The sequence below is a fragment of the Treponema medium genome (assembly GCF_017161265.1).
GTDB classification, from domain to species: Bacteria; Spirochaetota; Spirochaetia; order Treponematales; family Treponemataceae; genus Treponema; species Treponema medium.
This window is the reverse complement of sequence record NZ_CP031393.1, coordinates 1,731,531-1,749,863: the sequence shown is the minus strand read 5'-3', so window position 1 is coordinate 1,749,863 and position 18,333 is coordinate 1,731,531. Positions and strand designations below refer to the sequence as shown.

The following is an 18,333-nucleotide window of genomic DNA, read 5'->3' as shown; positions in this document are numbered from 1 at the left end:
GATATGAAGTGGACGATAAAACAAAACGAAAGAAATAAAAAGTGGTATTTTTCCGTCAGCGACGTAGACAATAAAGAGGATTGCGTGTTCCCTAGCTATGAAGAAATAGTAGAACAGGCTAAAAAAGTAGGGGTATCTACCGAAAACCTCATCAACGCGCAACAGTTTGAACGTTACTTCGATAAAATATTGTATGGAACGACATTACCGCTTCCTCTCGAAATCGAACTTGATTCATCCTTTGATACACGGCTTATTATCGATCCGAATAAAACCAAGGCGACACTCTATATACGGAAAGCAAAAAACGAACCGCACAGTATCGATAAAAAACTGATTACGACAATGCTGAATAACAGCCAAATTGCAAACATCGATTTTAAAACGCTAGACGAAAAAATAAATGCTTTTGTCGAAGCATCCGACCGTGAAATTGAACTTGTCATCGCAGAAGGCACACTCCCCGGACGAGGAAAAGATCGATCTCTTATTTCGCATATTACAAAGTTGGACGAGGCAGAAGATCTCCTGTTCCGTAAAAAACTGCTCCATGCGGTAGGAACAGCCCGTGAGCAACCGCAGATGATATACGACAAAGACTTTCCGCTATCCGAAGCGCAAGCTCTTTCCATCGTCGCAAAACACGATCTGCTGTACGAATTTTCAAAATCGGAACTCGGAACAAGCGGAGCGGATATTTATGGAAATACTATTCCGGGCTTACCGGGCAATGACCCCTTTGTACTTGATTTACGAAATATCACGCAAACCAACGACGAACTAAAAGCCGGTTGTAACGGTATTCTTTTATCGGCGGAAAGTTCCGACGGGCTCAAGCTGCGTATTATCCCGTATAAAGATGCCACGGTCAAAGCTGTTATCAGTGCCGACAACATGGAAGCATCGCTCATCCTCGAATCGGGAAGAGGAGCCGGTGCACGCCTTTCACTTTCCCGCTTAAAAAAAGCCTTGGACGAGGTAAACCTACCGCCTGATCGATATACCGACAAAATACTGAGGGACGCTATTTACGAAGCACGGCTTTCCTCTGCGCCGGTTGAATTTACCGTCAGCAGAGGCATACAGCCGGTCGCCCCGCATTCGTACCAATTTGACTGGAAGGTACATTTCGGGCATTCCAACAGTGTTTCGGTAAAACGGGGAGAAACCCTGTTGGAAACATTCTTTCAGGAAACCGGCGAGAAAGGATCCGACGTATTCGGTACTACTATAGAAATCGATAAGGCCGTACCATTAAATCTGCCTCAAACCGATAACACGATCCGTGTTATCAAGCAAGGAAAAAAAGTTTCATTCGTAGCGGCTGTACACGGAGAATTGATACGCACCGGTGAAAGGCTCAAGATACTGAATTCAAAAATTATCGACACTGATGTGAATAAAGAAACCGGCGACATTATCTTTGCGGGTGATGTGATTATCAATGGGGACATAGATGCAGACCGCAGCGTAAAGGCAGGCGGCAGCTTAACCGTCAACGGAGATGCAGGTGTATCGCTGGTGTATACCAAAGAATCGCTTTTAATGAACGGCGGCATACGCGGAGAAAGCCGCGGTACGGTGTGGGCAAAGAACACGATGGCACTCCATTTTGCCGAAACCGCACGGTTGTTCGCAGGCGGTAATATCTATATCAATGAATACAGTTTCCGCTGCGTTGTTAAAACAAACGGTCAACTCATTATGAACGGAGAACCGGGTAGTTTTATCGGGGGAAACGCCCATGCTGCACACGGTATCAATGTGCGCAATTTAGGTGATTACAAAACCGTCCGCACGATTATTTCTTTCGGGCAAGACTACCTCATAAAAGATAAAATCGAGGTATACGAAAAACAGACGCAGGAAAACCTGCTGGAGCTTGCTCGCATAGAAGCGGAGTTAAGCGATACGGAAACCCCTGCTGACCGTATCCAAGAACTGCGAGAACAAAAAGTCATATTGCTTAAATCAAATACGTCTCTGGGTATAAAGATTTTTAAGTTGAAAGAGAATTTTGAATCGCACATTCCCTCGGAGGTGAAGGTAACCGGCACCGTGTACCCCGGCGTTATTTTAGAAAGTCATGGTAGATATTACGAAGTACGAGAACCGGCTTCTCATGTCATATTCACCTTCGATTCAAAACAGGGCAGAATAGTCTGTAATCAAATTGAAGATAAAATCGACTTTACGGCGGAATAAGAGGTGTTTTTATGATTTGTGCTATTCAATATCCGTCGTGGATAAAACCGGAGATTATTCCGGGCTTCCCCCTTTTACGCTGGTACGGGTTTATGTACCTCGTTGCCTTTGCGATAGCTTTCGTGCTGTTTAAGGTACAGGTTAAAAAAGGTGAGTTACAACGATATACAAAAAGCGAAAAGCCTATCACGAATGAAGATATCATCGACTTTTTTACATGGTCTCTGTTCGGGCTGATGCTCGGCGCCCGCATTTTTGCAACGCTGGTATATGAACCGACATGGCTTTATTGGCAAAAACCGTGGTTGATCTTTTGGCCGTTTTCCGAAGCGCGGCAATGGACGGGCTTACAGGGAATGTCGTATCACGGGGGGTTTATCGGATGCTTCTTGGGCGCCTTTCTGTGGACAAAACGGCATAAACAGGACTTCTTCGCTTGGGCGGATACCGCAGCAGCAGGCATACCGCTCGGCTACACATTCGGAAGGCTCGGAAACTTTTTCAACGGCGAACTCTATGGGCGCATCACAACAAGTCCCATCGGCATGATCTTTCCGTCGGTTCCCCTGCACGATTGCTTTCCGGTCAAAGAAGCGTGGGTACAAGAGTTTGCAGCAAAAGCAGGAGTCGCCATACAGGAAGGAGCGCAGTATATCAACCTTCCCCGCCATCCGAGCCAGCTGTACGAGGCGCTTTTTGAAGGAGTGCTCCTCTGGATTGCGGTATGGCTGGTGCGCAATAAAAAACCGTTTAACGGCTTTTTATTTTGCTTCTATACCATTGGTTACGGGGTTGTCCGTTTTTTTATCGAATACTTTCGGCAGCCCGATTATGAACTGGGCTTCCGGATTGCAGCGGACGAGGCAAATATCTATCTTTTTAGCTCGTTCAAAAATATTTCTACCGGACAAATCTTTTGCTTTATGATGATTGCAGGCGGTCTTATCGGTATCGGTCTTTTAGCTCGATATAATCGGAAGAAAAATCATGGATAAGCCTTTGTTGCCTACAAAAAAACAAAATGAGAATTTCACCTTTTCGCTCCTTTCTCCCGGAACACGGGTAGGATATGCGGTGATGCTGCTGTGTATCAGTGCAGCCTCTGTTCTGATGTATAATGAACGGCATCAGCTGCCGATTTTGGGAATTATACTGGGATGTTTTTCGCTGTTTGTGCTATGCTATATAGATCGGTGGAGTTTTAACTGTACGGAACAGACGGTAGAGTATCGGGTCGGTCTTATTTTTTTTATTTTGCGTACGCAACACCTTTTTTCCGATATCGAAAAGGCCGAAACGGAGCGCTTTACCAAAGGGATTTTTAAAACACCGTTCATAAAATGCGTGCTGTGTTTACGTACCGGAGAAAAGAAAACAGTCGCCATTTTTCCGGCACGTAATACAGCGCTTGAACGGCAGTGGGAAACTCTCACAGCATTTTTTGCCGGTTAAAGTATACCGATTCATAATTCACAATTTATAATTAAAAATTAATTATAAATTGATTTAAGGGAGAAGATATGCGCTGTCCGTATTGCGGAAGTGTTGACGACAAAGTGGTAGAGTCCCGAACGCTCGGGCAAGGCGATTGTATCAGGCGGAGACGAGAGTGCCTCAGTTGCGGATACCGCTTTACCAGCTATGAGCGGATAGAAGAAAAACCGCTGATGGTGGTTAAACGAAACGGCCGGAGAGAGCCATTCGACCGCGCAAAATTGGAACGCGGCATCGAACGTTCACTGGAAAAGCGCCCCGTTTCGATGAACGAAATTGAAAACATCGTCAGCGATATTGAAGATGCGGCGGTTATGAATAGTAAGAGCGCTAAAGAAATCAAGAGTACGGAACTGGGCGAAATGGTACTTGCTCGTTTATACACTGTAGATAAAGTAGCGTATATTCGGTTTGCATCGGTATATAAGAAATTCAATGACCTTGATGAGTTTATCAACGAAGTGAAAAAAATACATGTCAAATACGGGGAGGAAGAAGATGGATCAAGCGGTATTTCCTGAATGGACAGCCTTTTTAGGAGACACAACGATAGAAACAAAACCGGTATTGCGGTCGGTAGTAAAACGGTCGGGCGATATTGAAGTTTTTAATCGGAATAAAATAAAGATAGCGATTCAAAAAGCAATCGAGGCTGTTACCGGTTCTGCGGATGAAGAAAAAGCCGATTCGCTGACGGCTGCGGTGGAAGAGAAACTGACAGAGTTGATGGCTTCGCGCCATGCACATTCTATTCCTGCAATCGAGGAAATTCAGGATATTATCGAAAATGTCTTAATCGAACGAAATGAGGCAGGTATTGCAAAAGCTTTCATCCTCTACCGTGCAAAACGGGAGGCTGTCCGCGATGCGGAACGGTTGATGATCGATATCGACAAAACGATGAACGGCTACTTGAGTAAAAGCGATTGGCGAGTGAACGAGAATGCCAATGTCAATTTTTCGCTCGGCGGTCTCATTTTGCATAACTCCGGCACGATAACGGCGAACTACTGGCTTAAAAATATCTACACACCGGCAATCGCCGAAGCGCATCAGACAGCCGCTTTCCATATCCATGATCTTTCGATGTTTTCGGGCTATTGTGCAGGCTGGTCGCTTCGGCAGCTCATCCAAGAGGGCTTAGGCGGCGTTCCCGACAAGATTACCTCGAAGCCTGCGCGCCATCTTTCCACCTTGATTCAGCAAATCGTGAACTTTCTCGGCATTATGCAAAATGAATGGGCGGGGGCGCAAGCATTCAGCTCTTTCGACACCTACCTCGCGCCCTTTGTTAAAGCCGATAATATGGACGAAAAGAGTGTAAAGCAATGTCTGCAAAGCTTTATCTACGGGGTTAACACACCGAGCCGTTGGGGAAGCCAAGCGCCGTTTACCAATATCACACTCGACTGGACATGCCCCAAAGACCTTGCCGATAAAAAGGCGGTGGTCGGCGGAAAGGAAACCGATTTTACCTACGGCGATTGCCAAGCGGAAATGGATATGATCAATAAGCTCTTTATCGAGCTGATGCTTGAAGGCGATGCGGCAGGCCGCGGCTTTCAGTATCCCATTCCGACCTACAACATTACCGAAGATTTTAAATGGGACAGCCCGAACGCCGCCCTCCTTTTCGAGATGACGGCAAAGTACGGAACGCCGTATTTTCAGAATTTTATCAATTCGGATCTTAACCCGAGCGATGTCCGCTCCATGTGCTGCCGCCTACAGTTGGATAAGCGCGAACTGCGGAAACGGGGCGGCGGTCTTTTCGGCTCCGACGAATTTACCGGCTCCATCGGCGTGGTTACCATCAATATGCCGCAAATCGGCTACCTTGCGCGCACGGAAAAAGAATACTTTGACCGCCTCGACTATCTGATGGAGCTTGCCAAAACAAGCTTGCAGATTAAGCGCAAGGTGATTCAGCGGCTTTTAGAGGGAGGGCTTTTCCCGTATACGCGCCGGTATCTCAAGCACTTAAACAACCATTTTTCTACTATCGGGATTTGCGGCATGAACGAATCGTGCCTTAACTTCCTCGGGGAAACTATCGTGGGCGAAACCGGCAAGGCCTTTGCCGAAAAGGTACTAACGCACATGCGCAAGCGGCTTGCGGATTTTCAGGAACAGACGGGCGATCTCTTTAACCTTGAAGCCACCCCCGCCGAAAGCACTTCATACCGGCTTGCGCGGCATGACAAACAGCAGTTCCCCGACATTATCACCTCCGGAGAGCGCGATCCCTACTATACCAATTCAAGCCAGCTGCCGGTTTCGTATACTGCCGATGTGTTTGAGGCGCTGGATCATCAGGAAGCCCTGCAGCGTAAATACACCGGCGGTACGGTATTCCATATCTTCTTAGGCGAATCGATTAAGGAGTGGCAAGCATGCCGTGATTTGGTTAAAGCAGTCGCATCTCATTACCGCATACCGTATTTTTCCATATCACCGACTTTCTCCATCTGCCCGAAGCACGGGTACATCGACGGAGAGCATTTTGAATGCCCCTTGTGTAAGCGCGAAAAAGAAGCTGAATTGGAAGCCCGCCTACGTGAACTGGAAGCGGAGAGGGAAGCCTTGGGCTACTAACCATCAGGGCAATCGCATCAGACTATTTTTAACAGCCCCGCAGGATAAGCGAGGTCGTTCAAGCAGAATTTCGCCGCGTTGCGTCTCAAATGCTTGCCCAACCTCACTTATTCTGCGATTTTTATTTATCTATCTGATGCGATTGCCCTTCTCTTGAAATGTTTATATTTTTAGAAATCGATTTCTTTGCCGTAATAGGCTGCAAGATAAATCTTCTTAATATCGGCGGGAGAGGTTTTGCGCGGATTGGTTAGCGTACACGCATCGTTAAAGGCTCTTTCGCTCATCAAATCCAATACCTTGAGGAATTTATCTTCCGCAATAACGGTGTTCTTACCTTCCTGAATGGTGCGGGTAATACCCACTTTCCGGTTCAAAGCAGAAACAGCCTTTGCAATATCGTCGATACCCAAAGCACCTTCCAGCTTGCTGTACCGATCGGTTTCTTTTCTATTGTAGTTGATAATATACGGCAGCATAATTGCGTTTGCTTCACCATGTGTCAGATGGAACTCACCGCCGATCTTATGCGCCATCGAATGTACGATACCGAGAGAGCAGTTGCTGAATGCAATACCGGCAACAGTAGATGCCGTGTGCATTTTTCCGCGCGCTTCCATATCGTTTCCGTTTGCAACTGCCCGCTCCAGATACTCGAATACCAGCCGGATTGCTTCAAGCGCATAAGGATCAGTGTAATCGTCATGGGCGGTAGACACGTAAGCTTCGATCGCATGGGTCATAACGTCCATACCGGTTTGAGCCGTTACCAGCGGCGGCATCTTTGCAGGGATTCTATCATCAACAATCGCAATATCAGGGATAATATCAGGGCTTACGAGCGGATACTTGATATTTTTTTCCGTGTCAGTAATAACGGAGAAGGCGGTAATTTCGGAGGCGGTTCCCGATGTAGAAGGAACACCGACCAGCTTTGCTTTTGTCCGCAGCTTGGGAAATTTGAAGGCGGCTAAATCATCAAAGTTATAACCGGGGTATTCGTAGTACACCCACATGATTTTTGCAGCATCCATTGCAGAACCGCCGCCTAATGCGATAATCCAGTCGGGATTAAAAGCTGCCATCTTTGCGCCGCCTTCTTTACAGGTTTTAACGGAAGGATCGGGTTCTACGCCGTCGATAACCAGCACTTGCATACCGGCTTTTTCCAGATAGCCCTTTGCTTCATCGATAAACCCGAACCTTTTCATCGAGCTTCCGCCGGTAACAATAGCAGCTTTCTTTCCTTCTAAAGTAGAAAGGAATTCCAAGGCACCCACACCGTGTATAATCTTCGGGGGGATACTGAATGTTGCATACTTCATACTTATACTCCTTCATAATACAAAGAACTATTCACTACCTGTTGTATGACAGCTAACAGGATACTTAATCGTCCTTTTATTATTAGTATAAATATAACGATATTTTATTATTTAGTAAAGAGGGAAAACGATAAAAAAACACCGATCAGCCCCAACAGAGAGACTAACCGGTGTTAGCTGAACGGTGTACTAAACTGCTTCTTTTAGAGGGTTTTCTGCTATATATTACAGCTCTATAGAAGGATTCGATTGCGTCAAAATTTCGGTTGTAGCAGCAGCACCGAGGTACTTTTGAGCATACTCTCCGATAAGCGCCAATGCAGCTTTTAAGTCTTCCAAGCGAGCCGGATCAAGATTTTCCATAATAATAAACGCATTTTTTGTGTTTTCCGTAATCATTGTACGCTGTCCATCGCGCCAATTAAAACAGCGGCAGATGGCGCCTTTGTTATCGCGGTAGCACAACTCCCCTTCCAGTGTTTGGCTATGTTCTTCATCGCCGAGCGCAAAAAAATCATCGCCGCCCTTTGTAACACCGAGAATCAAATCGCCGTCAAAGGCATCGCTGTCTTCCGCACCGCACGGTAAGCCGAATTGCAATGATGCGGCATTGTAAATATCTACCAGCGGATTGATATACGAAACGGGATTCTGTTTTTCCACCCGTTTCAGCAACGCTTCGATACTGCATCGGACGCCCTTCTTTGTCTTAAACTTACGATACGCATCCCGCCAAATAGCGATAACAGGGTTTTCGCTGAACACATTTTTTACCAAAAATTTTTCCGCATCGGCGTTACTCCGCGAAAGTAATACCTTTATATCACGAACACTTTCGCCGCTATTATCTATCCCTTTTAACAACACCACACCGAGCTGCGCTTGAGGAAAAAGCTCCCAAAAAGAGGCATCCGCCAAAAATTTACTCATAATATATCTTTACTCCTTCATAATATAATCAATGATTATGACAATGTAAAATAGTATCGCTACTATAAAAGTATACTATTCTTTTGTAAAGAGGCGGAAAATTTTGTCGAAAAATTTAACTATGGAAACAATTATATTAGGACTTGGCTCCAATCGCGGAGATTCAAAAGCAATCCTTGCAGATGCAATTAAACGGCTTGCGTTATTCTTGAGCGAAATCCGTATCTCATCTGTCTATATCACAAAACCGCAGGATTACCTCAATCAGGATGATTTTTACAACATGGTTGTATCGGGAAACTATGCTGGCAGCCCCGCATCACTGCTTAAAACGCTCCAGCACATTGAAGCGGATTACGGCAGAAACCGTGAAGCCGAGATTCCCAAAGGCCCCCGCACACTCGATATCGATATCCTCTTTTTCGGAAACGAAATTGTTACGCTCAACAATCCTCCGCTTATCATCCCGCATCCGGCAGTATACCGGCGAGCCTTCGCACTCATCCCCTTGTTGGAACTGTATCCCGACTATCTCGACCCTGTTACTCAACAACCACTCGCCGCCGCACTCGCTGCCCTACCCGATCAAGGCGTACAAAAAAGCCGCTGATGTGTGGCAGCGGCTCAGCATATTCAGCATATAATATATATTGACGTGCTTACAACTTTTATGCTAACTTTCGCCCATCCTGTTGCAAAGTGCTTACATTACACACTATGTCGCAGTTCTTCACACCTATTCTGGGCAGCAGAGAATACTGTTGAAAGATATCTTTGCCGGCTTTTATGAATAATTATTTAATAGGGAACCACCCTCAGTAAGGAGTCACCATGGATCAAAATCACATTTTCGCTCATTCAGCAGCCAAACGTACATACCGGTTGCCGCAAATGAAGCATATTTTCTTCTCTGTGCTTATGCTGACAGTAAGCGCAGTGATGTTTTTGAGCTGTAGAGGTCACGGTGGTAGCAACGTCATTACCATCAAAGTAGAAGGGGATCAATATATCACCATCAAAAAACCGGAAACAAAATCATTAACAGTTGCAAGAGGCAGCAAATGGGCTGCAATAAAGGGCAAAATTGAAATAAGCTGTTATGATGATTATGACCTAAGCGGCTGGAAGCTCAACAATGCGAGCGGAACTGCCGTAACGGACGAAACGGTATTTAACAATGATAGTGTTGTTTTTGCAGTGTCGGCAAAAAAACCGGGAAAAAAATATTACGTGCATCATTTACTGCAAAATGTCAACGATGATAACTACACGCACAACACACAAGATGATCAAACACTGCGCGGAGATGTCGGCACAGATACAAAAGCTGCTGCAAATTCCTATCCGGGTTTTACTGCACAGTCCTTTGATCAGAAGAAAATTGCGGCTGACAATACAACCGTTGTAGAGATTAAGTATGACCGGAATAATATCACACTTACCTTCGAGTTGGATGAAGGCAGTTTTGTACCGCCCCTTCCATCGGGAAATACCGTGACGGGACGCTTTGGGAAAGATATTCCTATAACTGCCCCGGTGAAAACAGACTATATATTTGCAGGATGGCAACCTACGCTGGGGACAACCTTTCCTCCAGAAGATGGAACCTACACTGCACAATGGACAAAACCGAAGCTTACCATACAAGGAGACGAGCGCATAAAGGCAGATACCTTGGGCACTATCGAAGTAAATGGGAATGCAACATGGGCAGACGTGGAAGCACAAGCAACAACAAAGGCTATCTTAAAAGATGACTGGCCGGCAGCAGACTATGAAATCTACGAATGGCGGCTCAACGATAGAAATGGTGAAAAACTGGATGTAACATATACCTTTACCAAAGATACAACAGTCTATGCCGTTACCAATTATAAGAGCTTTAACATTGCAGCTGACGGTAAAACACTTGATGCATATCCGCATGGAAAAGCCCCAAAAGGCTCAATTATTATTCCTGAAAATATTACTGTAATCGATTCGAATGCTTTTGCAGGAGCTGCAGAGCTCTCAAATGTCATTTTACCGGAGAAGCTGGAAGAGATCCGTGAAAATGCTTTTAGCGGCTGTACAGAACTCAAAGCCATAGACATTCCTGCAAAAGTTACTAAGATTGATAAAACGGCGTTTACAGAGTGCCCTAAACTGGCTACATTCACGGTACATGCTGACAATACCATCTATCATGCCGAAGGAAATATCATCTACAGCAAGGATAAGAAAAAACTGGTGTGGGCAGCCCCCGCGCTAAAAGAGGCGAATATTCTTGATTCCGTTATCGAAATAGAGGATTACGCCTTTCGAGGATATTCAAACTTGGAAGCAGTAAAGCTTCCTCGTGGTCTCAAAACAATTGGTGAGGAAGCTTTTCTAGGCTGTACTGCAAGTGTGATCACAATTGTAGGTAATGAGCTTACTACAATAGGCAACAATGCTTTTGGTCATAAAGATCATAGCGAAACTTGTTGCAAAAAGATAAGGATACCGCAAGGAGCTGAGTTCGATAATATCGTAACAAAGGTCAAAGCTGTCAATTACCCCGAAGGGCGGATTGAACGGTATTAATTTATTCGTGCGGAGGGTTTAATACCCGCCGTCCTCTACCGCCACGGATGGCATCGTTCAGGAATGAACGTCCGTGTTCATTCCTGAACATTGAGTTTTTCATTAGAAAAACTCAATACTGTTTAGAACCACTGACATCCTGTCAGAGTAGCAATGGTGTGATAGAGCCACACCATTGCAGTCAAAACTATACACGGATGTATAGTTTTGGCGTAGATGCGCCGTATATTTTGTTTCCGTAAGCCTTTTGAAAATAGGGGTACCGGATACAAGGCACGAACAAAAATAAAGCGGAGACGTACTTGTTGTACGTTGAGCATTTATTTTTGTGCAGCAACGCCGTAGACGGTATGCATATTTTCAAAAGTCCCGTTCTTCGATATAATAAACCCCATGATAACTGGCGAAGATGAAAAGCACGAAGAACAGAACAACGAGGCGCTAACTGCGTTTAAAGTCAATGATTTTGAAGGGCCGCTCGACCTTTTGCTCTTTTTAATTAAGAAAAATGAGATCAATATCTACGATATCCCCATCGGGGACATAACCGAACAGTACCTTGAATATCTCGATTACGCGGTAAGCCTCAATCTGGACAGCTTAACCGAGTTTTATGAACTCGCGGCGCACCTTGTCTACATTAAAAGCAAGATGCTCCTTCCCGTCGAGGTTGATCTGGACGATGAGGATATCGAAGACCCGCGTATGGAATTGGTCAATAAGCTGATTGAGTATCAAAAATTTAAAAAACTGTCGGTTTTAATGGAAGAAAAAGAAAGCGAAGCCGAATGGTTTTTTGAACGCAAGAAAATACAGCACGCGCTTCCCTTTACCGAAGAGAACCTGTGGGAGCGGGTTGATACGTGGGAGCTTTTACGGACGTTTTCCAAACTGATGTCCAATTATAACTCGGAACAAATTCTTGACCTGTACGAAGAGGTGTCCGTAAATGAAAAGCTGACGCTGATGAACGAATTTTTGGAAGAAAAGGGTGAATGCCTTTTTACCGATTTGATTGTACGGAAGGGAAATCTGCTGGATGTTATTTGCGCTTTCATGGCGCTGCTTGAGGCGGTCAAATTCAGAATGGCAAGTATCTGGCAAAACAGGATGTTCGGCGATATAAAAATACGCCCGTGGGAAGCTGCCCGCAATGATGATGGAGTATAAAATGGAAAAAGAAACAGCCCTCGTAGAGGCAATCCTCTATTTGGAAGGAGAGCCGCTTGACGACGCTGCAATCAGTAAAATTGCCGGCTTATCGGTCGATGTCGTAAAAGAATGCATTAAGAATTTGAAAGATTCATATTCGGAAGGTTCGAGCGGCATCGAAATTACGCAGATGATGGGCGGCTGGATTATCACGCCCAAAAAAGAGTTTTGGGATGCGCTGAAAGACCGCTACGGTAAAAAGAACGAGAACCGGCTTTCGCGCGCTGCAATGGAAACATTATCGATTATCGCCTATTCTCAGCCGATAACCCGTGCCGAAATCGAGGCAATCCGCGGAGTTTCCGCCGACACGATGATTAGGCTTTTGGTAGAAAAAGAGCTGATTAAAGAAGTAGGGAAAAAAGACATTCCCGGAAAGCCGGTGCAATTCGGCACGACCAAGGAATTTTTAAAAATATTCGGTTTAAACAGCATTGCGGACTTACCAAAGATGGATGAGACGGAACAGGAGCGGTTCGAACTTGCGCGGTAACAATCATTTTTCCAGATCGCCCCGAGCTTTCGACAGCAAACGGATAAAATCTTTCGATAATGGCACCCATAATGAAGGTAACGAAAACAACGGCAAGCGAACCGAATATTTCAACAACGGTACAGCTCCCGAAGATAACGGAAAAAGTGACAAGCAGGAGATGCGGCTGCAAGTGTACCTTGCCCATGCGGGGGTTGCGTCGCGACGTGCCTGCGAAAAGATTATCGCGGAGGGGCGCGTTTCTGTAAACGAAACGCTTGTTACCGACATGGGCAGCAAGGTACGCGCCGGAGATACGGTACTCCTTGACGGAAAGCCGGTGCATCCCGAAGCGCGCAAATGCTACGTACTTTTGAACAAACCGGCGGGCTTTGTCTGCACGCTCTCCGACGAGAAAGGACGCCCCACTGCCGCAGATCTTTTAAAAGAGACCTACAGCGAGCGGCTCTACAACATCGGCAGGCTCGATATGTTTTCAAGCGGGGCAATCCTCTTTACCAACGACGGGGATTTTGCCGCAAAGATAGAACACCCGTCGGCGCAAATCGAAAAGGAATATGTCATCGAAACCACGCAGGACTTTCCGCCGGAGCTGCTCACCCGCTTTAAACGCGGTATCCGCGTTGACGGCATTTTTTACAAATGCCGTTCAGCCGCTGCCGTAAACCGCCGTAAGCTGCGGATTGTACTTGTCGAAGGGAAAAATAGAGAAATCCGCCGTGTGCTGGATTCCTTTAACTGCACGATAAAGCGGCTGGTGCGGGTTCGCATCGGGAACCTCGAGCTGGGCACCCTGAAAGCAGGAGAATTTCGCGACCTTACCGCAAAAGAGCGGCAGGCGATGCTAGACCTCGCAGCGGAGAGCAAAAACGAGAAGCGGAAGTACACAGAATAATAGACAGCGCTGAGTTTTTTATTCAATCGTATACTCGATAAAGCCTTCTGCTTTCCGTTTGATGATTTCTCCGATTCCGGCACGTACGGTTCTGATATTTTTATACTGTATGTCTTCCATCCCCTGCCCCGCTAAGGCATTATGGCACAGGGCTATATCGCAACCGCAGTCCGTAAAATCATTTTCAAGATGCTTAAAATATTGCACAACGTCTCCGGCAAACACGATTTCAATTTCCGCCGTATCGCCTGTTTCTTTACAATAATTTCGATAATTGAATAGTTTATTTTGCAATTTAGCGATCAACTGAATCTTTTCTATTCTGAATAAAACTTTATAGTGCATAGTGCCAAAACTATACCCTGCGCTTATGCACCTGTCAAGAAAGGTCTACACTACGACATGGAAATCAATTTTTGCATCTGAGCATTAAAATGCTAAAAACCGTGTCATTTTTCAAAAACTGATTTCCGTAATTTTCGTGTAAAAATTGTCAGCGGTTATCAGGGCACCTCTAAAAACTCGGTTAGATTTTTAGAGGTGCCCGTCGAGTTTTTAATAAGTCTATAAATATAAATGACTTATTAAAAACATCGCAAATTAAATCTAAGGAAAACCTCTAAAAACCGAAGTTTTTAGAGGTTCCCATCAAATATATTGGAGTTTAAAAAATCTAAAATCATCGCCCTCTTGACACTTGCAAAAAAATAACTGACAATGGGTTGGTATTCTAGTAAAATACCAACTTTGAACAAAGGAAGGGGGTCGTTACCATGCGGCACAAATTATTGATACTATCACTGGCTTTAGGACTGCTTACCGCTCCGTTTATCTGCGCGCAAAATAAAGACGCTGCAAAGAAAAACGATAAGAACAGTGAATCCGACAGTATGATTACCGTTGAGCAGGCATACCTCAATTCAATTGAAGGCGTTATGATTAAGGAAATGGTTGCCGCTGAAGGGCGCGATTCGAAACGTGTTGCCTTACAGTACATTGAAGATGCCTTAAATCAAGGACGTCAATCGGAAGAAATTCAGGTGGCTTTAAGTACGTTAGCAACCGAAGGTCTTTCAACCGTTGTGAGAGAAGATGGCAGGGTAGTAAATAATTATCCGGATATAAGACGCCGCGCATGCGAGTTGCTCGGGCAAATGGGAACTGATAAAGCCAAGGATTCATTGGTTACCGTCATGTACACCGACAACGAACCCTCCGTTATCACAGCCGCAGTAAAATCGCTCGGCGAAATCGGAAAAAATGATAATGATGAAGTATTCAATATGATTAACTGGATTGCCCGCAAATTCGATACGGTTAATCCGACCAGTTCTCTCGCGCTTGAAATCCTGAATACCTTCGAAAAGATGTCCGGATCAATTATAAACAAAAAGGATATGTTTGAAACGGTAATGCGCATTGCAAATAACTATAACTACGTAACGCCGGTACGAACCAGAGCCTACGAAGTAATGCGCAGCATTTCAAGTTCTAGCTCCAATACGGATCAAAAGAACAAGTAACTCCTATTGGGCTGTTTATTTGTGTGGAGGTTTTAATACCCGCCGTCCTCGGCAACACTCTGCGTCGTAACAAAGGGTATTAAAACCGGCTGCAACCTATAGTAACTTGCTATAAAAAAAGCGTTGTAAAATATTTACAACGCTTTTTTTATGAGAACCTCAGAACCTCAGGAAAACCTCTAAAACTTGCAAGCCTATCGGCTTGTTTCTGTAAGGAAATGATTTATCATATCCGCTAACGCGGATCGTGAATCAGTTTTTAGAGGTTTACCTACTATATTATTTAGCTTCAATAAAATCTATTTCTATTCCATTGGGATCGACCGCTGTTAATATCTTTTTACCATCCTTTACCGTTCGCGGCTGCATAATAATACGGACATCTTTAGAACGAAGATATTTTTCTGTCTCTCCAATCTGGTTCACACTGAAAGTCAACGAAATAGAGTTTTCCTTTTTTACCTTTGAACGATCGTTATGGATTAACTCCAACCGACCGTTCGACTTAGGATCGTACAAAAAGGCGATCTGCTTACCCGGGGCAGCAGACATCATAGACTCAAAGGTGAGTCCGAGAACCTTCTCATAAAACTGCAATGATTTTTCCATGTTGTCGGTTCTAATAACCACGCTATTCATCTGCATCTTTTACTCCTTGGCAAATAGCGGTATTCCCGCATCTGCAATACTTACAGTATACCCGACAATAGACAATTTTGCAAAAGGGAAGATCTTTATTCTTGGAAAAGATTAGAGGCGGCCTCATTTGTTTTCATACCCCGTTCTCTCTGCATTATTAAGGATTCAACGTAACACGCAGCTTTACCGGGTTATGGTCGGCATACCGGAAAGATTCATCGAGCGTCTCTACCGATATAACAGAAATATTCGGAGAAACGATAAAGCCGTCAATAACATAGTACGGCCATTTTTTGCGGATATTTTCGTCGGTAAGCGCAGACGTATACGGCGCTTTGTTAAGGCGGCAGGAAGGAACCCTGTCATCGACGGCAAAGTGCCAACCTTCAGGAAGTAAGCCTGCATCCATTATACCGGGCGCCCAAAAATTATCATAGAGGGGATAATGAGACCGTGAGCCCGGGAAAGTTTGGTTAAAATCACCACCTGCTATAACATAATTGCCCGCTTCATATTCAGCACGAATAAAATCGGCTACAGCCTTTGTCTGAGCAATCTTGCCTTCTCCTTCATCATAAGCTTCCAGATGCAGCACGGCAGTTACCAACTCTCTACCCGATACGAGCGGGAAGCGGGTTATCAGCATACAGCGCTTTAAATTAACCGTCCTGACCGGCCACTTGAACGGTACCGGCAACGCAAAACGATAGGCATCCGTAAAAGGATACCGCGTAAAAAGACCAACTCCGCTCGCTACTTTCCCAATTGTGGGAATCGGATACGGTACATACGACGCCTTAAAATTATAGGTATAGGTAAGCGCGGTTCCAAGCGCCTCGGCAAGCGCTGCCGTTTGATCGATGTAATAGGAACGCTTTGACGACTTATCCATTTCTTGAATAAAGTAAAAATCGGAAGGATACCGTTTCAGCGTCTCGATAACTCCTGCAAGGTTTTCTTCCACCTCTTTTTTGTCTGAAGGGCGTACCATAGTGCCGCCATCCATAAAGAAATCCTGCCCAGCTCCAAGTCCGCAATATCCGATATTCCAACTGATAATATCGATCGGCTTTCCAAGCGCAACAGTTTCTTCTGTAAGAGCAGTTTCTCCTATAACCTCGGCAGATTCTTGAGCTTCAGGACGATACTCTGTTATTGTAATAACTATTAAAAGAATTCCAAACGATAGAGCGGCAACAACGGCAATTCCACCGATCACCTTTAATGCCAAAAGAATATTTCGTACCAAAAACGTCTTCATCCAGACCATCCTTTACATGAAGCTGCCGGTTTTTATAAATATCGATTAGCCGGCTAACTTCCATTATTTTTTTTCTTAACAGTGATTATCAACTTTGATATCCATTCTGTCAACATTGTTTTATCGGGGTAAACGCATCAGGCCGTTTTTTTAGTAACCCCGCGGAAAATATTTTTAATGCGGTTACCCTGATACAAGATGAGATTCCGTGCCGGCTATACGATGAATCTTTTTGATCACCCTATCCCATCAGCATAATCGAAAGTGGCGAACCTTGATTTGGAAGTACCGAAACGGCAGCATCACGCCGAACCATGATACAGTCCTCAGCCTTTACCTGCAAGGATGGCTCTCCGGCAGTTTTAAGTATGTCGTTTCCCGCAATTTCAAGTGTACCGCTTCCGGCGATGATAAAGAGGCTGCACCATCCCGTTTTTGCAGCAGGGGTATCAAATGCCGAAAACGAAATAGTCCCCGCAACGGAAAAATCTTTTTTTTCAAGCCTGAAATACGGACACACTGATTTTCCGCTAAAAGGATGTTCCGGCGTCAGTGTAGACTTAGGCAGATACCGCAATACATCAAGTCCCTTTTGTATATGCACCTCACGGGGTCGCCCCCAGTCATAGAGCCGGTAGGTTATATCGCTTGACTGCTGCACCTCTAAAAGCCGCAAGCCGCCCTGTATCGCATGGACGGTTCCGGCAGGGATAAAGATAAAGTCCCCCTTCGAGACGGGAACGGAGCGGAGACAGCATTCGAGCGTATTATTTCGAATAGCCGTTTCCAGCTCGTTGCGGGAGTAATCCTTCTGCAATCCGTAAATAATCTTTGCGTTGGGTACCGCATCGAGTACATACCAGCATTCGGTTTTACCGGCGCTGTGTTCATGAAGGCGCGCATAGTCATCGTCGGGATGCACCTGCACCGAAAGCGTTTCGTTCGCCTGAATGATTTTAATCAAAAGCGGATATGAAGCGCCGGCGATAGCGTCAAGCGGTGTTCCGCCAATCTGCGGCGTTGTATCATCTACGAGAGACTGCCCCGCCGGATGAACGGAAACAATCCACCGCTCATATCCCCAGACCTTTTCGGAAACAAAAGGCTGTGTTTTAAACATCGTTATACGCTGCTGCATATCATACCTCTCAACTGCATATCGTACATGGGAATTTCTAAAAACTATGCCTGAGGTT

Annotated in this window: 17 protein-coding genes; 11 read left to right on the top strand and 6 right to left on the bottom strand. The window is 45.2% G+C overall.

From position 1 onward, the window contains the following. Positions 1–3 precede the first annotated feature (3 nt). The 5 genes from DWB79_RS07705 (at position 4) to DWB79_RS07685 (ending at position 6,294) form a co-directional block, all read left to right on the top strand. Complete coding sequence (locus DWB79_RS07705) at positions 4–2,205, top strand: FapA family protein (protein ID WP_016523474.1); 2,202 nt, start codon at positions 4–6, stop codon at positions 2,203–2,205. Between the two features lie 11 nt (positions 2,206–2,216). Beyond that, entirely contained in the window at positions 2,217–3,200 is a 984-nt protein-coding gene (gene lgt / locus DWB79_RS07700) for a prolipoprotein diacylglyceryl transferase (protein WP_016523473.1), read from the top strand. Continuing rightward, a complete protein-coding gene (locus tag DWB79_RS07695) occupies positions 3,193–3,657 on the top strand; it encodes a hypothetical protein (RefSeq protein WP_016523472.1) in 465 nt (154 codons plus the stop codon). The genes lgt and DWB79_RS07695 overlap by 8 nt, the downstream gene beginning before the upstream one ends. Positions 3,658–3,725: 68 nt before the next feature. Further along, a complete protein-coding gene (nrdR, locus tag DWB79_RS07690) occupies positions 3,726–4,220 on the top strand; it encodes a transcriptional regulator NrdR (protein WP_016523471.1) in 495 nt (164 codons plus the stop codon). After that, on the top strand, positions 4,198–6,294 hold the full coding sequence (locus DWB79_RS07685; protein WP_016523470.1) for a ribonucleoside triphosphate reductase: 2,097 nt from the start codon (positions 4,198–4,200) through the stop codon (positions 6,292–6,294). Before nrdR ends, DWB79_RS07685 begins: the two co-directional genes overlap by 23 nt. Before the next feature lie 170 nt (positions 6,295–6,464). Here DWB79_RS07685 and DWB79_RS07680 read toward each other — a convergent pair whose 3' ends face one another. Together DWB79_RS07680 and DWB79_RS07675 are read right to left on the bottom strand one after the other, a co-directional pair. After that, a complete protein-coding gene (locus DWB79_RS07680) occupies positions 6,465–7,619 on the bottom strand; it encodes an iron-containing alcohol dehydrogenase (RefSeq protein ID WP_016523469.1) in 1,155 nt (384 codons plus the stop codon). Between the two features lie 225 nt (positions 7,620–7,844). After that, the gene (locus tag DWB79_RS07675) at positions 7,845–8,549 is read right to left on the bottom strand and encodes a B3/B4 domain-containing protein (RefSeq protein WP_016523468.1); all 705 of its coding nucleotides are present in this window, start codon (positions 8,547–8,549) and stop codon (positions 7,845–7,847) included. Positions 8,550–8,670: 121 nt separating this feature from the next. Here DWB79_RS07675 and folK point away from each other — a divergent pair, with 121 nt between their 5' ends. The 5 genes from folK to DWB79_RS07650 all read left to right on the top strand — a co-directional run bounded on the left by folK (position 8,671) and on the right by DWB79_RS07650 (position 13,714). Next, positions 8,671–9,159, top strand: coding sequence for a 2-amino-4-hydroxy-6-hydroxymethyldihydropteridine diphosphokinase (folK, locus tag DWB79_RS07670; RefSeq protein ID WP_040859140.1), 489 nt, complete (start codon positions 8,671–8,673; stop codon positions 9,157–9,159). 221 nt (positions 9,160–9,380) lie between these two features. Then, positions 9,381–11,114: a leucine-rich repeat domain-containing protein gene (locus tag DWB79_RS07665; RefSeq protein WP_016523466.1), complete on the top strand. Its 1,734-nt coding sequence runs from the start codon at positions 9,381–9,383 to the stop codon at positions 11,112–11,114. 393 nt (positions 11,115–11,507) lie between these two features. After that, entirely contained in the window at positions 11,508–12,284 is a 777-nt protein-coding gene (locus tag DWB79_RS07660; protein WP_016523465.1) for a segregation and condensation protein A, read from the top strand. Position 12,285: 1 nt separating this feature from the next. After that, positions 12,286–12,819 (top strand): SMC-Scp complex subunit ScpB, encoded by a 534-nt coding sequence (gene scpB, locus DWB79_RS07655; RefSeq protein WP_016523464.1) that lies wholly within the window; start codon positions 12,286–12,288, stop codon positions 12,817–12,819. A gap of 160 nt (positions 12,820–12,979) precedes the next feature. Continuing rightward, positions 12,980–13,714: a pseudouridine synthase gene (locus DWB79_RS07650; protein WP_051125845.1), complete on the top strand. Its 735-nt coding sequence runs from the start codon at positions 12,980–12,982 to the stop codon at positions 13,712–13,714. Between the two features lie 18 nt (positions 13,715–13,732). Here DWB79_RS07650 and DWB79_RS07645 read toward each other — a convergent pair whose 3' ends face one another. Beyond that, positions 13,733–14,059, bottom strand: coding sequence for a DsrE family protein (locus tag DWB79_RS07645; RefSeq protein ID WP_016523462.1), 327 nt, complete (start codon positions 14,057–14,059; stop codon positions 13,733–13,735). Between the two features lie 428 nt (positions 14,060–14,487). Between DWB79_RS07645 and DWB79_RS07640 the strand changes: the two genes are divergently transcribed. Next, positions 14,488–15,237, top strand: coding sequence for a HEAT repeat domain-containing protein (locus DWB79_RS07640; protein WP_016523461.1), 750 nt, complete (start codon positions 14,488–14,490; stop codon positions 15,235–15,237). Between the two features lie 279 nt (positions 15,238–15,516). Here DWB79_RS07640 and DWB79_RS07635 read toward each other — a convergent pair whose 3' ends face one another. From DWB79_RS07635 to DWB79_RS07625, 3 genes are all read right to left on the bottom strand, one after another. Further along, on the bottom strand, positions 15,517–15,882 hold the full coding sequence (locus tag DWB79_RS07635) for a VOC family protein (protein WP_016523460.1): 366 nt from the start codon (positions 15,880–15,882) through the stop codon (positions 15,517–15,519). Positions 15,883–16,033: 151 nt separating this feature from the next. Next, positions 16,034–17,137: an endonuclease/exonuclease/phosphatase family protein gene (locus tag DWB79_RS07630; RefSeq protein WP_016523459.1), complete on the bottom strand. Its 1,104-nt coding sequence runs from the start codon at positions 17,135–17,137 to the stop codon at positions 16,034–16,036. A 241-nt stretch (positions 17,138–17,378) separates the two neighbouring features. After that, the gene (locus tag DWB79_RS07625; protein WP_016523458.1) at positions 17,379–18,275 is read right to left on the bottom strand and encodes a type I phosphomannose isomerase catalytic subunit; all 897 of its coding nucleotides are present in this window, start codon (positions 18,273–18,275) and stop codon (positions 17,379–17,381) included. Between the last annotated feature and the right edge of the window lie 58 nt (positions 18,276–18,333).

Bases quoted from the DNA above. Each gene is read 5' to 3' on its own strand.
- DWB79_RS07665 (WP_016523466.1), top strand. From the start codon at position 9,381: ATGGATCAAAATCACATTTTCGCTCATTCAGCAGCCAAACGTACATAC.
- DWB79_RS07635 (WP_016523460.1), bottom strand. From the start codon at position 15,882: ATGCAGATGAATAGCGTGGTTATTAGAACCGACAACATGGAAAAATCA.
- lgt (WP_016523473.1), top strand. From the start codon at position 2,217: ATGATTTGTGCTATTCAATATCCGTCGTGGATAAAACCGGAGATTATT.
- DWB79_RS07675 (WP_016523468.1), bottom strand. From the start codon at position 8,549: ATGAGTAAATTTTTGGCGGATGCCTCTTTTTGGGAGCTTTTTCCTCAA.
- DWB79_RS07625 (WP_016523458.1), bottom strand. From the start codon at position 18,275: ATGCAGCAGCGTATAACGATGTTTAAAACACAGCCTTTTGTTTCCGAA.
- nrdR (WP_016523471.1), top strand. From the start codon at position 3,726: ATGCGCTGTCCGTATTGCGGAAGTGTTGACGACAAAGTGGTAGAGTCC.
- DWB79_RS07680 (WP_016523469.1), bottom strand. From the start codon at position 7,619: ATGAAGTATGCAACATTCAGTATCCCCCCGAAGATTATACACGGTGTG.
- DWB79_RS07645 (WP_016523462.1), bottom strand. From the start codon at position 14,059: ATGCACTATAAAGTTTTATTCAGAATAGAAAAGATTCAGTTGATCGCT.
- DWB79_RS07660 (WP_016523465.1), top strand. From the start codon at position 11,508: ATGATAACTGGCGAAGATGAAAAGCACGAAGAACAGAACAACGAGGCG.
- DWB79_RS07640 (WP_016523461.1), top strand. From the start codon at position 14,488: ATGCGGCACAAATTATTGATACTATCACTGGCTTTAGGACTGCTTACC.
- folK (WP_040859140.1), top strand. From the start codon at position 8,671: ATGGAAACAATTATATTAGGACTTGGCTCCAATCGCGGAGATTCAAAA.
- DWB79_RS07705 (WP_016523474.1), top strand. From the start codon at position 4: ATGAAGTGGACGATAAAACAAAACGAAAGAAATAAAAAGTGGTATTTT.
- DWB79_RS07630 (WP_016523459.1), bottom strand. From the start codon at position 17,137: ATGAAGACGTTTTTGGTACGAAATATTCTTTTGGCATTAAAGGTGATC.
- DWB79_RS07650 (WP_051125845.1), top strand. From the start codon at position 12,980: ATGCGGCTGCAAGTGTACCTTGCCCATGCGGGGGTTGCGTCGCGACGT.
- DWB79_RS07695 (WP_016523472.1), top strand. From the start codon at position 3,193: ATGGATAAGCCTTTGTTGCCTACAAAAAAACAAAATGAGAATTTCACC.
- DWB79_RS07685 (WP_016523470.1), top strand. From the start codon at position 4,198: ATGGATCAAGCGGTATTTCCTGAATGGACAGCCTTTTTAGGAGACACA.
- scpB (WP_016523464.1), top strand. From the start codon at position 12,286: ATGGAAAAAGAAACAGCCCTCGTAGAGGCAATCCTCTATTTGGAAGGA.